Origin of the sequence: Porphyromonas gulae, assembly GCF_000765945.1 — a bacterium.
GTDB classification, from domain to species: Bacteria; Bacteroidota; Bacteroidia; order Bacteroidales; family Porphyromonadaceae; genus Porphyromonas; species Porphyromonas gulae.
Window position 1 is genome coordinate 603,343 of record NZ_JRAT01000012.1, and the last position, 13,205, is coordinate 616,547.

The window sequence follows — 13,205 nt, forward strand, 5'->3', positions numbered from 1 at the left end:
GCAATAACGCTTGGCAGCAGCTCCACGGGGGAAAGTTACAGTTCGGCTTTGACCTTGATACGACGTAGCGGAGCCTGCGGATCGTTGCAAATGATGGAAATATCGGCTGCTATACTCTGCCACCCCTCAGCCTTCATCACCTGCGAATCCACGGCGATGCGCAATAGTGTGCTTCCGCCGGGCTTTATCTCCGTCCGGTCGGCTACGGCAGTCAGGGCCGGATTGCGTGTGGTGACGCTATGCAGTCGGAGAGGGCCTGCGCCGACGTTGCGAATCTCTATCGCAACCTTTGTCGTCTCTCCATCCAACTGCCCCATGTCCAAATAGGTGCTAAGTTCCATAACACCTGTTTGGGCTGCGGTGAGGGCTGGGAAATTGTCCACCAGCGGCAAGGATACCAGGACAGAATCAACGGTTTTTATTCCTGTTTTGGAAGATATTACCTCTAAAACAAGCGGTTCACTCTTCATTCCCGGAGGCATATTGCGAGGAACGGCAAGCGAAAGATTCAGCTCTCTGGGTTCACGAGCTTGCAGCCGGAATGCCCGATCGTCCAGCGATACAAATGAAGGCAGCGATACGACAGCAACTTGCAGGTCGGACTCATCCGTATTGTTCACCACCAACCGTACCACCCCCTCGTCTTCAGGCATGGAAATAGGAAAAAGCAGGCGAGCATTGCTCACCTGTAACGACCCTATCGCCAAGGCATAGGCATGCGGCATGGCACCACCAAGGGTCGTGACCGTACCGCTTATACTGAGTTCAAGAGGGGAAGAAGGAGCATTGGAGAAAACACGAATCCGCTTGACGAAAGCCCCTGCCCGACCGACGGGATCGAAGAGGACGCGAATCTCGGCTTCCGCACCCGGAGCGATGGCGTCCTCCGGCCACGTCGGAGTGGTACAGCCACAATCGGCCGTCACACGAGTGATCACGAGAGGAGCGGTACCGCTGTTGCGAAACTTGAAGCTATGCCCTACCGAACCTTTTTCCTCCGGAATCAGACCAAAGTTAAAGGACTGCTCCTCGACCTGTATTTCCGGACTCTCTTGAGCTGTCAGCGACAGAGGAGTCAATAGGAAAAGGAAGAAGAGCAGCCCTCGAAATGTACTGACGATCATACGCCTTGTACTACTTGCAGAGCTATGCTATTTATTCTACAACCCCTTTGATGCGTAGCGTAAAGGTACCATCCTTACCATTGCTGTACACGGCTATGGTCTTTACAAACTGACCCGGACGGCCGGCAGGATTATATGCGACGTCTATTTTGCTTGTCTGACCCGGAGCGATAGGTTCTTTGCTGAACTGGGGTGTCGTACAGCCGCAAGAAGCCACTACGCGAGTGATCACCAAGGGAGCGTCTCCCGTATTCTTGATAACGAATGTGTGAGTCACACTGCCATCAGCTTCTTTGATCGTACCGAAGTCATGCTCCACATTGTCCGAAGAGATGACTGCTTTCTTTGCATTTTGTGCCGTAGCTACTCCTATTCCGATAAGGAGTGCGATCATTACAAAAACTATTCGTTTCATAGTTCTATTCTTTTTGAAATAAGATTTTACACTCTAAAAATTCAAGCCGGCATCCTCGACATTCCACCGGAATTTTCGTATGCCTATGGGAGCAAAGGTACATTTTTCTTTTATTGTAAAGGTCTATTTAGCATTTTTAGCAGGCATGCAGATTCCATCTATAAATGCAACACTAAGGCAACAATCGAGTTTACGTTCGGGAATTGTTTCGCTCTACGTCCCTAAAAACGTGGCGCGAGATTTTTTTCGTTTTGGCGCGAGAAGCAAAAAATTTACGCGCCGGAACGAAAAACTTTTGGTTCGTGTTTTCAGGAAAATACGCGCCACAATCTGCTCATTTATGGTTCGCAAATCGCGAACGAAAGATATGCGAAGGAAAAGAATGTCCACTACTCTTGTATTGATTTTTCAGTCGGATTTTGAGTGTACCATATCGGATTGGTCTGCGGCTATATTCCGCTTTATTCTTTGCCTTTGTCCTAAATTTGCACCATGTCGTTTCACACGGGAGAAAACTATTCCCCTCCCCTATTGACTCAAAGCCTCAATCACAATGACAAAAGAAACAACCGAACACCGATCGGGAGAGCGCATAGCCCGATTTGCAGATATAGAAGTACTCAGCTATCGAGCCGATCTCTTCGGCACATTGACCCCTAAGCAGAGGATGCTTTGCTACCACCTCTCGGAAGCCGCCCTGCGTGGGCGAGACATTACGACCATACAGAACTGCCGCTACAACCTCTGGGTACGCAGCCTGATGGAGCATATTTACATCCATCTTAGCCAATCGAAACAAACCGACGACTTTGCTCTGCTGGAAGAATACCTCTTCTGTATCTGGTTTGCCAATGGCATTCACCACCATTACAGCGGAGCCAAATTCATAGCCCGTTTCAGTCCGGAGTTCTTGAGGGACTCCCTGAGAGAGGCAGGAGTGGAGCTGGAGCCGGAAGAACAGGTGCTTTTGGAGCGCGTATTGTACGATGCCGATTTTCTACCCAAACAGACGGAGCAGAGCGGTGAAGAGGATATTATCAAGGCTTCTTCGGTCAATTTCTATGCACCGGGTATCACCCGATCTGAAGCGGAAAGCCATTACAAAAACCTGATAGAAGCTCTTCCCGAAAAAGAGAAAAGTTATCCACCGAGCTTCGGGCTGAATACACGTCTGATTCGTTCGACTTCGGGCGAATTGAAAGACGAGGTTTGCAGCACAGACGGATTGTACGGTCCGGCCATAGAAGCCGTAGTCGCTTCTTTGAAGGCTGCCATACCATACACGGAGAACGAGGAACAGGCTACGTGCATACGACTGCTGTGCGACTATTACCGCACAGGAGACGTCAGGCTGTACGACCGGTTCTGTATCCGCTGGGTGGAAAACAATCGCACGCGGATCGACTTCATCAACGGATTCACCGAAGTATATGCCGATCCGATAGGCATACACGGCAGTTGGGAGGGATTGGTACACATGCAGGACGAAGAAGCCGGCAGACGTACGCGCATCATCAGCAAACATGCCGGTTGGTTCGAAGCTCATTCGCCTATCAATGCACGTTTCCGCAAGAAGAACCCCCGTGGTATATCGGCTACGGTGGTCAATGTGTTGACCATAGCCGGCGACAGCTATCCTGCCACTCCGATAGGGATCAACCTTCCGAATGCCGACTGGATTCGTGCCGAACACGGATCCAAGTCCGTCACCATCGACAATATCACGGATGCATACAACCATGCTGCACGAGGGACGGGTCTGTACGAAGAGTTTATCCCTGACGAGGAAGTACGCAGACATGTAGAGCTGCATGCCGACCTGACGGACAGCCTCCACACCGACCTGCACGAATGCCTCGGACATGGCACCGGACAGCTACTCCCCGGTGTATCGGGCGATGCACTGGGAGAACACGCCTCCACGCTGGAGGAGACACGCGCCGACCTCTTTGCTCTCTATTTTCTGGCCGATCCCAAAATGATCGAATTAGGCCTTTTGACCGATCCCCACGCTTACAAAGCCAATTATTACAAATACATGCTCAACGGTCTGATGACCCAACTCGTGCGTATCAAGCGAGGAGAGGTGATAGAGGAGGCGCACATGCGCAACCGTGCGCTCATAGCCCGTTATGTCTTGGAGCATGCCGAGCGACCGGGGGCTATGTCGCTGGTTTGCCAAGGGGGCAAGACGACACTCGTCATCGAGGACTATGAAGCGGTGCGTGCGATCATTGCCGATTTGCTGGCCGAGGTGCAACGCATCAAGAGCGAGGGCGACTATACCGCCGGCAAGGCGTTGGTGGAGCGTTATGCCGTCCATGTGGATCCGCTCTTGCACGAGGAAGTGCTGACGCGCTATGCCAAGCTGGATATTGCTCCGTATAAGGGATTTGTCAATCCTCGGTTGAGACCCGTATATAATTCGGAGGGCAGGCTTACGGATGCAACGATAGAATACACGGAAGGCTATGCCGAACAAATGCTTCGCTACAGCGCGGAATATGGCTTCCTGCCTGCAGACAGTCCGCTCTTGCAGGAGGCAAGAAGATTGCGCTCGCACCTCCGACGAGCGATGGACGGTGTACTATCGGCCAGTATGCGAGAGAAAGGACTCCACTACGGCATCAACTTCGGAGTCACTCGCGAACACCTGCTCCGGCTGGCTCGCACGGCCGACGCATCCGCTCCATTGGCCGACTATCTGTGGAGACGGGATGTAAGGGAGACGAAGATACTCGCCACGATGATCTATCCGGCCGAAGAATTGACTCACGAGCGGGCAACGAGATTCCTCCGAGAGGCCGACAATGTGGAACTTCGCGAGCAACTGACAGCCAATCTGCTGGAGCGAATGCCCGAAGCAATGCAAAGCATCATTCGATGGATCGAGAGTGAAGCGACTACCCCTGACATGATGACGGGAGCACTGATGCTCGCAGCCCGATTGTTTACACGCGGCATCTTTCCGGAAGACGTGCCGGCAGAGAAACTCTTAGCACCGGCCATTCTCTACCTCTCCGACGAGAAACAGAAAGCGGAGCTTCGGCGCGCTTCTGCTCTTCTGCTCAAGCGATATGGGCGAGGATCTGCAGAGCGGACAAAAAAAGTGCTGAGCCTATTGCCCGAATCGAGCCAAGACACAGCACCGGTTTTGTATGAATTATGCGAAGATATTCGCTTCGAACTCGACTTCTACCCAAAGGGCGAGTAAGGGAAGCGGCTATCAATCGATCATCGAGAAGCCTGTATAAGGCACCAGACAGTCGGGGATGCGGATGCCCTCGGCTGTCTGATTGTTTTCCAGCAGAGCAGCCACGATACGAGGCAGAGCCAAGGCACTACCGTTGAGCGTGTGGCAAAGCTCCACTTTCTTATCCGCATTTCGATAACGGCACTTCAGACGATTGGCTTGGAAGCTCTCGAAATTGGATACGGAGCTAACCTCCAACCACCGCTCTTGGGCAGCCGAATAGACTTCGAAGTCGTAAGTCAATGCCGAAGTGAAGCTAATGTCTCCGCCACAGAGGCGAAGGATACGCCACGGAAGTCCCAGCTTATCTACAAGGCCTTGGACATAGCCGACCATCCGATCGAGCTGTTCGTAGGAGTGTTCGGGCTTGTCGATGCAGACGATCTCCACCTTATTGAACTGGTGAAGGCGGTTCAGGCCGCGAACATCCTTGCCGTACGAACCGGCTTCGCGTCGGAAGCAAGCCGAGTATGCAGTCAAGCGAATGGGCAATTCGTCCTCGGAGAGAATCACATCGCGGAAGATATTGGTCACCGGCACCTCTGCCGTGGGGATCAGATACAGGTTGTCCGCCGTGACATGGTACATCTGCCCTTCCTTATCGGGGAGCTGCCCCGTACCGTATCCGGAGTCCTCATTGACCACATAGGGCGGCTCTATCTCCGTGAACCCGGCGTTGCGGGCTTCGTCCAAGAAGAAGTTGATCAAAGCTCGCTGCAGGCGTGCTCCTTTGCCCTTATAGACGGGGAAACCTGCTCCCGTTATCTTGACGCCGAGTTCGAAGTCGATCAGATCATATTTCTTGGCCAGATCCCAATGCGGCAGCTTGTGCTCTCCAAGCTCCGGCACTATACCGCCTGTCTTCACGCAGACATTCTCCTCTGCAGTCTTGCCCGTAGGGACAGACTCATGCGGCAGATTCGGGATAAGCAGAAGCTGCTGGCGTATGGCATTCTCCAGATCTGCTTTCCGCTCTTCCAGATGGTGGCTCTCGGCTTTCATATCGGCTACTTTCGCACGGATAGCCTCTGCCTCGTCTTTCTTGCCGGCTTTCATCAAAGCTCCGATCTCCTTGGCAATGGCATTTTGCTCCGCCAAGCGAGCATCCAGACTCTGTTGAGTTTCGCGTCGCTGTCTGTCGAGAGAGATGACTTCATCGAGGATAGCGGCTGCATCGAAGTGCTTCACCGCCAGGCGACGGATCACTTCTTCCTTGTTTTCTATGATTTGCTTGAGTGTCAGCATAGTATATCGAAAAAACAAAAGGCAAATCTCCAAGGCGGTTACAGCCTGTAGAGATTCGCCCCCTATTTACCTAACTGCTTATTAGCGTTCTGCTTTCTTTATGATTCGGCCTTGATCGAAACGTATGAACGGTCGTTTTTCTTGCGAGTAAATACTACCACGCCTGACTTCAGTGCATACAAAGTATGATCCTTACCGATACCTACGTTCTCACCCGGGTGGTGAACAGTGCCACGCTGACGAACCAATATGTTGCCGGCCTTAGCCATTTCTCCACCATAAACTTTCACGCCAAGACGTTTGCTTTCCGATTCACGACCGTTCTTGGAACTACCTACACCTTTTTTATGTGCCATGATTCTGTTTCTGTTTTGTGGATTTGATTATGCAACGACTTCTTTCACCAGAATTTCCGTAAACTGCTGGCGATGGCCATTCAGCTTGCGGTATCCTTTTCTTCTCTTCTTGTGGAAGATCAGCACCTTATCCCCTTTCACAAGAGGAGTCAATACTTCACATACCACTTTAGCACCTTCCACCAAGGGAGAACCCACGGTGATGGCACCATTATTATCGACGAGGAGTACCTTGTCGAACTCTACGCTTGCACCACTCTCTACGTCTTTGATGTGATGCACGAACAGCCGACGGCCTTGCTCTACCTTCATCTGCTGTCCCTGAATGTCTACGATAACGTACATTACTTTCTTTTTACTAAACTTGTTAGCCCCGTATGGTGGACGCACGCGTATTCGAGTCACTTTTATGACCATACATAGGAATATCGACCGCAAAGATAGTATTTCTTATTGATATAGAATACAATGTAATAGAATGAAAATCCAATGATCATACCCTATAGAGTCCAAGACGAAAGGTAAAGATCTTCCTCTCCCCCTCCCCAAGAAGGCAAACCGCTTTCCCAAAAGTTTTAGAACAGCGGAGGGACATTCAACAGGAGCGGAAAAAGAGAAAACGAATTTACGAACCATTTTCCTGGAAAAACTCGAACCGCTTTTCGGGAAAAACGGAACGAAAAAAATTTCGTTGCGGCGCGAGAATTTTTCCGTTCCCGCGCCAAAGCGAAAAAATTCTCGCCCCACGTTTTTCGGCACCATGTCTTCTTATTTTCTCAGCCGGCACATGCCCTCTGCACAAAAGAGGATGAGAAGGGAGGAGGCTCTTCCGAGTTTTGAGGAGTATCTCGAATTTAGATAATTTTGTTAGACTTATAAAAACAGTTTGGCCGGGGCACCGCATACGCCAAGGCCTGTGTCATGAGTAATGGCAAACCGGCTCCCTTTGTGATGATAAGAGAGTACCGAGAGAAGCACTCTTCAGTCATTTGCGAATAGAAAGACGGGATGATTCTATCTATATCGTGTCTTTAAGGGAGAGAGGAGCAGGGCTTGACCTCCGAAAAACCATCTATTTAATATAGTAAACCACGTGCTCTGAACGGAACTTCTTACCTTTGCCGGAAAAGATGTCTTCGGGGTCACAGGACAATCATAATTTAAGACATAATCTCACCTCAACATAATTAGAAGGAATGAACGACAAAAAGCTGATGAACAAGGCTGCGGACAATATTCGAGTGTTGGCCGCTGCAATGGTGGAAAAAGCCAAAAGCGGTCACCCGGGCGGAGCCATGGGCGGAGCGGACTTTGTAAACGTGCTCTTCTCCGAGTATTTGATCTTTGACCCGAAGAATCCACAATGGGCGGGTCGCGATCGCTTCTTCCTGGATCCGGGACATATGTCCCCGATGCTGTATGCTCAGCTGGCATTGATGGGCAAGTACACCATGGATGACCTCAAAGCATTCCGCCAATGGGGCAGCATCACACCCGGACATCCCGAAGTAGATGTCATGCACGGAGTGGAGAACACCTCCGGCCCCTTGGGACAAGGCCACACCTATGCTGTCGGCGCAGCCATCGCAGCTAAATTCCTCGCTCATCGCTTCGGCTGGATGATGAGCCAGACGATCTATGCCTACATTTCCGATGGGGGAATACAGGAGGAAGTATCACAGGGAGCCGGCCGAATCGCCGGACACCTTGGGCTGAACAATCTGATTATGTTCTACGACTCGAACGACGTACAGCTCTCTACAACGGTAAAAGAGGTGGCAAGCGAGGACGTAGCCATGAAATACCGTGCATGGGGCTGGAAGGTAATAGAGATCGCAGGCAATGATGCGGATGAAATTCGCAAGGCCTTGAGCGAAGCCAAGGGAGAGGGCGAACGCCCCACACTTATCATCGGTCACACCCTTATGGGCAAAGGTGCCGTAGGCGAAGATGGCAGCTCGTATGAGAATATGGTGAGCACGCATGGACAGCCTCTATCGGCTGCCGGAGCATCATTCGCCGAAACGGTCAAGAACCTCGGAGGCAATCCCGACGAGCCGTTCGCCATCTTCCCCGAAGTTCAGGAGATGTATGCCGCTCGCTTGGCAGAGCTGGAGCAGATCATGGCAGAGCGTCGCGAAGAAGAACAACGCTGGCGCAGCACCCATCCCGATTTGGCAGCCAAGTTCGATGCCTGGTTCGCCGGCCAAACGCCCCAAATCGACTGGAAAGCCATAGAGCAGAAACCCAATCAGGCTACCCGTTCCGCTTCTGCCACCGTGCTGGGTACTCTTGCCGGAGAAGTGGAGAATATGATTGTAACCTCTGCCGACCTTTCCAATTCGGACAAGACTGATGGTTTCTTGAAGAAAACCCACGCCATGAAGAAAGGGGATTTCAGCGGAGCATTCTTGCAGATCGGTGTATCGGAGCTGACCATGGCATGTCTCTGTATCGGTATGGCTCTTCATGGAGGTGTCATTCCGGCTTGCGGTACTTTCTTCGTGTTTTCCGACTATATGAAACCGGCCGTTCGTATGGCTGCCCTGATGGAATTGCCCGTCAAGTTTATCTGGACGCACGATGCTTTCCGTGTGGGCGAGGATGGTCCTACTCACGAACCGGTGGAACAGGAGGCACAAATCCGCCTGATGGAGAAGCTGCACAACCACAGCGGCCGCCGCTCCATGCTGGTACTTCGCCCGGCCGATGTACAGGAGACTACCGTAGCTTGGAAGATGGCTATGGAGAATACGCATACTCCTACGGCTCTGATCCTCTCACGTCAGAATATCACCGATCTGCCTGCCAACGGCAGCCGGTACGAAGAAGCCTTGCAGGCTGAAAAGGGAGCTTATATCGTCAATACGGATCAAAATATCGAGGTAGTTCTTTTGGCCAGCGGATCTGAGGTGTCCACATTGGTCGAAGGAGCAGAGCTGCTGCGCAAACGCGGCGTAAAACTTCGTATCGTGTCGGTACCTTCCGAGGGGCTTTTCCGTTCGCAGAGTGCCGAATATCAGGAGGAAGTGCTTCCCACCGGTATCAGGCGTTTCGGTCTGACAGCCGGATTGCCCGTCAATCTGGAAGGCCTTGTGGGCGAAAGCGGTGCCGTCTGGGGATTGAACTCTTTCGGATTCTCCGCCCCGTATAAGGTGCTGGACGAGAAACTCGGCTTTACGGCAGAGAATGTGTACGAACAAGTGTTGAAAATACTCCACTGATAACCAACCACAGGTTGCCCGAAAGCGACTTCCAGATCGGAATATGGCTTTCGGGCAATCTGTTTTTACAAACCACAGCTCAGACAATGGAAACAATCGGTATTTGTAGCGACCACGCCGGATATGAATTGAAAGAACGTGTAAAGGCATGGCTTGCAGAGCAAGGCATCACGACAAAAGACTTCGGATGCCACTCTTCCGAAAGCGTCGATTACCCTGATTTTGCCCACCCATTAGGCTCTGCCATCGAACAGGGGCAGTTGAATCGTGGCATATCGATCTGCGGTTCGGGCAACGGCATATCCATGGTGATGAACAAATATCCCCACGTACGTGCCGCTCTTTGCTGGACTGAGGAGATCGCTCGTTTGGCTCGCCAGCACAACGATGCCAACGTCCTCTCGCTGCCTGCACGCTTCATCTCGGACGAACAGGCCAAAACGATCTTGAAGACCTATTTGGAGACGCCTTTCGAAGGGGGACGCCATAAGGCCCGAATAGACAAAATCCCCATCCGGAAATAGTACTTAACCCGACAAAAAACTCAAGAAATAAAGTAATGAATATCACTAAGTCTTCCACGACGATTCAGGGAAAGACCATCGTCGTGTCGCTCATTATCATTGTCCTTGCTATTGTAGGGCTGATGTTCGGGCTGCCGATGTACAACGTTTGGCGAGCCGAACAGGCAGGAAAAGCAGAGTTCTCCAAAGCAGAACAAAACAGAAGGATCAAGATCGAAGAAGCAAAAGCCAATCTCGAAGCAGAGAAGCTCAATGCCAAAGCTGAGATCGAACGGGCAAAAGGAGCCGCAGAAGCCATCAGGATAGAAAACAACAGTCTTACGCCCACATACATTCAGTATCTGTGGGTGCGTCAGCAGGGCAGTCTGAATGACAAGACCGTGATCTACATCCCGACTGAAACCAACCTGCCGCTCTTAGAGGCCGGCCGAACCACCGGCGGACTCAAGCGCGTAGAACGTCCTACCGAATAAAGTCAGTCCATCGGATTTAAGCACGATAAAAGGCGACCTATCGGGAACTCCTCCAAAGGATAGAAACCCCAAATACAAAGAGGCTGCTCTGCACGATTTGCAGAGCAGCCTCTTTGCTTTTTAGCCTTAGCATTTTCCGTTAGGCTTTCGTTTGGCTGCAAGAAACAAATAGAGGCTGTTTCTATGGTGAAACAGCCTCTATTTGTTGTACGGATTTATACTCGAATCAAATCAGACAGGCGTGGCTGTCCAGTACGGCCATGGCCGTGATATTGAGGATGTCCGACACCGTAGCATCATGATCGGCAAAGTAGACAGGCTTGGCCAGACCGATCTGAATAGGACCCAGCACCTCCTCGGCATCGTCCGCTTCGCGAAGCAGCTGGTAACATGCATTCGCTGCCGAAAGACGCGGGAAAATCAAAACATTGGCATTACGCCCCTTAATCTTGTTCTGCGGATACTGCTTATCTCTCTTTTCGGCATGGAGAGCCAAGGATACCCGCATCTCTCCATCCACGGGAATATAGGGGTATTTCTCATGCAATATGGCCACAGCCTTCGCAGCCTCCACCGTACTATCCGCATCGCCGTCGGCTCCGAAGTCAGAGAATCCGACTATCGCCAGTACAGGCTTTACGCCGAAACAGTGTGCTTTCTCATAGGCCATCACAGCGATGTCCACAAGAGCCTCGGCCGAAAGGTTGTGATTGATCAGCGTATCGGCCAGAAAGAGTGGCCCGTTCTTCAGGCTGACCATATGCATAGTGGCAAAGTGACTGACGCCCTCCTGCAGGCCGACAGTCTGCTTGGCCACCTCCGCCAGATAGCTATGCTTGCTGTATATGCCCGTGATCATAGCATCGGCATCCCCCAAGCGCACCATCATCATACCGAAATAGTTGGGGTCGAACATCTTGTCCAGTGCTTCGGTATGATTGCCTCCGCGCCGCCAGTTCTGCTCGGCAAAGACACGGGCATAATGATGACGGCGAGCCTTTTCTTCATCGGAGCGGTAATTAACAATCTCGATACCCTCCAAAGACAAATCCAACTCTACGGCAAAATCCCGTATTTGCTTCTCATCCCCCAACATGATCGGTCGGGCTATTCCATGTGCACGTGCCGATACGGCAGCCTTCAGCACCGAAGGATTCTCGCAGGCTGCATAGATCACGCGATGAGGATAGAGCTTGGCAGATTCGTGAAGACGACGGGTAAGGTGACTCATCAGTCCCACCCGTCCCAGCAGTTCGGCCTCATAAGCAGCCCAATCCGCAATAGGATGCTCTGCCACACCGCTCTCTACTGCCGCACGTGCTACGGCTGTAGATACGCGAACGATCAGGCGAGGATCCACCGGCTTGGGGATGAAGTAATCCTTCCCGAAGTGCAACTGAGCATTGCCATAGGCACGAAGCACTTCGTCGGGGACAGCCTCCCGTGCCAAATCCGCGATAGCCATCGTAGCAGCCCGTTTCATTTCCTCATTGATAGCCTTGGCACGAACGTCCAAAGCTCCACGGAATATATAAGGGAAACCGATCACATTGTTGATCTGGTTGGGATAATCCGAACGCCCCGTAGCCATGATAATATCCTCACGAGCGGCTGTAGCCTCCTCATAAGTAATCTCCGGATTGGGATTGGCCAGTGCAAATACAATGGGATTGGGAGCCATCATCCGCACCATATCCTGTGTGAGCACATTGGGACGGGACAGACCGACAAAGACATCAGCACCGGCAATGGCCTCGGCCAGCGTGTGCACATCGGTACGTTCGGTGGCAAAGTAGCGTTTCTGTTCGGTCAGATCCGTCCGATCCGCTGTGATTACCCCTTTGCTGTCGAGCATCAGGATGTTTTCTCTTCTGGCACCGAAGGATTCGTACAGTTTGGTGCAGGAGAAAGCCGATGCCCCTGCACCGTTCACTACGATACGCACATCCTCGATCTTTTTGCCTGCTATCATCAGCGCATTGATCAGGCCGGCGGAAGAGATGATCGCCGTGCCGTGCTGATCGTCGTGCATGACGGGTATATCCAATTCTCGCTTCAGCGTCTCCTCTATCTCGAAGCATTCGGGTGCTTTGATGTCTTCGAGGTTGATGCCTCCGAAGGTCGGGGCAATAGCCTTGACCACTTCGATGAACCGCTTCGGATCCGTCTCGTCTATCTCAATGTCGAACACATCTATACCGGCATATATCTTGAAGAGCAGTCCTTTCCCCTCCATAACCGGCTTGCCGGCCAAAGCACCTATATCCCCCAGTCCCAAAACGGCGGTACCATTCGAGATCACGGCCACGAGATTGCCTTTGGCCGTGTATTTGTATGCAAATGCCGGATCCTGTTCGATGTCCTTGCAGGGCACCGCTACTCCCGGACTATATGCCAGCGTCAGATCGTGCTGAGTAGAATGAGGCTTCGTAGGCCTGATTTCGAGTTTGCCGGGCTTACCTTCGGCATGATAGGCTCGTGCCTGTTCTTCGAGTTTGCTGTTCATCATTATAATAGGTAGTATCGTTTCTGTTTTGTCGGGTTTATTTCCCAAGCAATAGCACACGAAATGTCTGAGAAGAAACAAATTC

At 51.7% G+C, this 13,205-nt stretch carries 11 protein-coding genes and 2 pseudogenes; 6 read left to right on the forward strand and 7 right to left on the reverse strand.

The genetic code is table 11. The features are described from left to right. Positions 1–35: 35 nt before the first annotated feature. From HQ49_RS06070 to HQ49_RS12145, 3 genes and pseudogenes are all read right to left on the reverse strand, one after another. On the reverse strand, positions 36–1,124 hold the full coding sequence (locus HQ49_RS06070) for a DUF1573 domain-containing protein (protein ID WP_039418935.1): 1,089 nt from the start codon (positions 1,122–1,124) through the stop codon (positions 36–38). 31 nt (positions 1,125–1,155) lie between these two features. Next, on the reverse strand, positions 1,156–1,539 hold the full coding sequence (locus tag HQ49_RS06075; RefSeq protein ID WP_026292052.1) for a DUF1573 domain-containing protein: 384 nt from the start codon (positions 1,537–1,539) through the stop codon (positions 1,156–1,158). Between the two features lie 190 nt (positions 1,540–1,729). Continuing rightward, positions 1,730–1,783: pseudogene (locus tag HQ49_RS12145) on the reverse strand (hypothetical protein); the annotation flags it as partial. A 7-nt stretch (positions 1,784–1,790) separates the two neighbouring features. Between HQ49_RS12145 and HQ49_RS11355 the strand changes: the two are divergent. Together HQ49_RS11355 and HQ49_RS06080 are read left to right on the forward strand one after the other, a co-directional pair. After that, the gene (locus HQ49_RS11355) at positions 1,791–1,943 is read left to right on the forward strand and encodes a DUF1661 domain-containing protein (RefSeq protein WP_160224181.1); all 153 of its coding nucleotides are present in this window, start codon (positions 1,791–1,793) and stop codon (positions 1,941–1,943) included. 149 nt (positions 1,944–2,092) lie between these two features. Further along, positions 2,093–4,753, forward strand: coding sequence for a dipeptidyl-peptidase 3 family protein (locus HQ49_RS06080; protein ID WP_039418937.1), 2,661 nt, complete (start codon positions 2,093–2,095; stop codon positions 4,751–4,753). Between the two features lie 12 nt (positions 4,754–4,765). On the opposite strand, the gene serS is transcribed toward HQ49_RS06080, so the two are convergent. The 3 genes from serS to rplU all read right to left on the reverse strand — a co-directional run bounded on the left by serS (position 4,766) and on the right by rplU (position 6,738). After that, complete coding sequence (serS, locus tag HQ49_RS06085; protein WP_039418939.1) at positions 4,766–6,037, reverse strand: serine--tRNA ligase; 1,272 nt, start codon at positions 6,035–6,037, stop codon at positions 4,766–4,768. Positions 6,038–6,135: 98 nt separating this feature from the next. Beyond that, positions 6,136–6,393, reverse strand: coding sequence for a 50S ribosomal protein L27 (gene rpmA / locus HQ49_RS06090; protein ID WP_018964261.1), 258 nt, complete (start codon positions 6,391–6,393; stop codon positions 6,136–6,138). Positions 6,394–6,420: 27 nt separating this feature from the next. Continuing rightward, positions 6,421–6,738: a 50S ribosomal protein L21 gene (gene rplU, locus HQ49_RS06095; RefSeq protein ID WP_004584799.1), complete on the reverse strand. Its 318-nt coding sequence runs from the start codon at positions 6,736–6,738 to the stop codon at positions 6,421–6,423. Between the two features lie 381 nt (positions 6,739–7,119). Here rplU and HQ49_RS12710 point away from each other — a divergent pair. The 4 genes and pseudogenes from HQ49_RS12710 to HQ49_RS06110 all read left to right on the forward strand — a co-directional run. Continuing rightward, a pseudogene (locus HQ49_RS12710) lies at positions 7,120–7,233 on the forward strand (hypothetical protein); the annotation flags it as partial. 356 nt (positions 7,234–7,589) lie between these two features. Further along, the gene (locus HQ49_RS06100; protein ID WP_039418941.1) at positions 7,590–9,617 is read left to right on the forward strand and encodes a transketolase family protein; all 2,028 of its coding nucleotides are present in this window, start codon (positions 7,590–7,592) and stop codon (positions 9,615–9,617) included. 86 nt (positions 9,618–9,703) lie between these two features. Then, positions 9,704–10,141, forward strand: a complete 438-nt coding sequence (gene rpiB / locus HQ49_RS06105) for a ribose 5-phosphate isomerase B (RefSeq protein ID WP_039418942.1) — start codon at positions 9,704–9,706, stop codon at positions 10,139–10,141. A gap of 35 nt (positions 10,142–10,176) precedes the next feature. Further along, on the forward strand, positions 10,177–10,614 hold the full coding sequence (locus HQ49_RS06110; RefSeq protein ID WP_018964258.1) for a hypothetical protein: 438 nt from the start codon (positions 10,177–10,179) through the stop codon (positions 10,612–10,614). Between the two features lie 226 nt (positions 10,615–10,840). Here HQ49_RS06110 and HQ49_RS06115 read toward each other — a convergent pair whose 3' ends face one another. Further along, positions 10,841–13,123 (reverse strand): NADP-dependent malic enzyme, encoded by a 2,283-nt coding sequence (locus HQ49_RS06115; RefSeq protein WP_230587847.1) that lies wholly within the window; start codon positions 13,121–13,123, stop codon positions 10,841–10,843. Positions 13,124–13,205 lie beyond the last annotated feature (82 nt).

What these genes read in the sequence shown, in the direction of transcription:
- HQ49_RS06070 (WP_039418935.1), bottom strand. Translation starts at nt 1,124, where the DNA reads ATGATCGTCAGTACATTTCGAGGGCTGCTCTTCTTCCTTTTCCTATTG.
- HQ49_RS06075 (WP_026292052.1), bottom strand. Translation starts at nt 1,539, where the DNA reads ATGAAACGAATAGTTTTTGTAATGATCGCACTCCTTATCGGAATAGGA.
- HQ49_RS06080 (WP_039418937.1), top strand. Translation starts at nt 2,093, where the DNA reads ATGACAAAAGAAACAACCGAACACCGATCGGGAGAGCGCATAGCCCGA.
- serS (WP_039418939.1), bottom strand. Translation starts at nt 6,037, where the DNA reads ATGCTGACACTCAAGCAAATCATAGAAAACAAGGAAGAAGTGATCCGT.
- rpmA (WP_018964261.1), bottom strand. Translation starts at nt 6,393, where the DNA reads ATGGCACATAAAAAAGGTGTAGGTAGTTCCAAGAACGGTCGTGAATCG.
- rplU (WP_004584799.1), bottom strand. Translation starts at nt 6,738, where the DNA reads ATGTACGTTATCGTAGACATTCAGGGACAGCAGATGAAGGTAGAGCAA.
- HQ49_RS06100 (WP_039418941.1), top strand. Translation starts at nt 7,590, where the DNA reads ATGAACGACAAAAAGCTGATGAACAAGGCTGCGGACAATATTCGAGTG.
- rpiB (WP_039418942.1), top strand. Translation starts at nt 9,704, where the DNA reads ATGGAAACAATCGGTATTTGTAGCGACCACGCCGGATATGAATTGAAA.
- HQ49_RS06110 (WP_018964258.1), top strand. Translation starts at nt 10,177, where the DNA reads ATGAATATCACTAAGTCTTCCACGACGATTCAGGGAAAGACCATCGTC.
- HQ49_RS06115 (WP_230587847.1), bottom strand. Translation starts at nt 13,123, where the DNA reads ATGATGAACAGCAAACTCGAAGAACAGGCACGAGCCTATCATGCCGAA.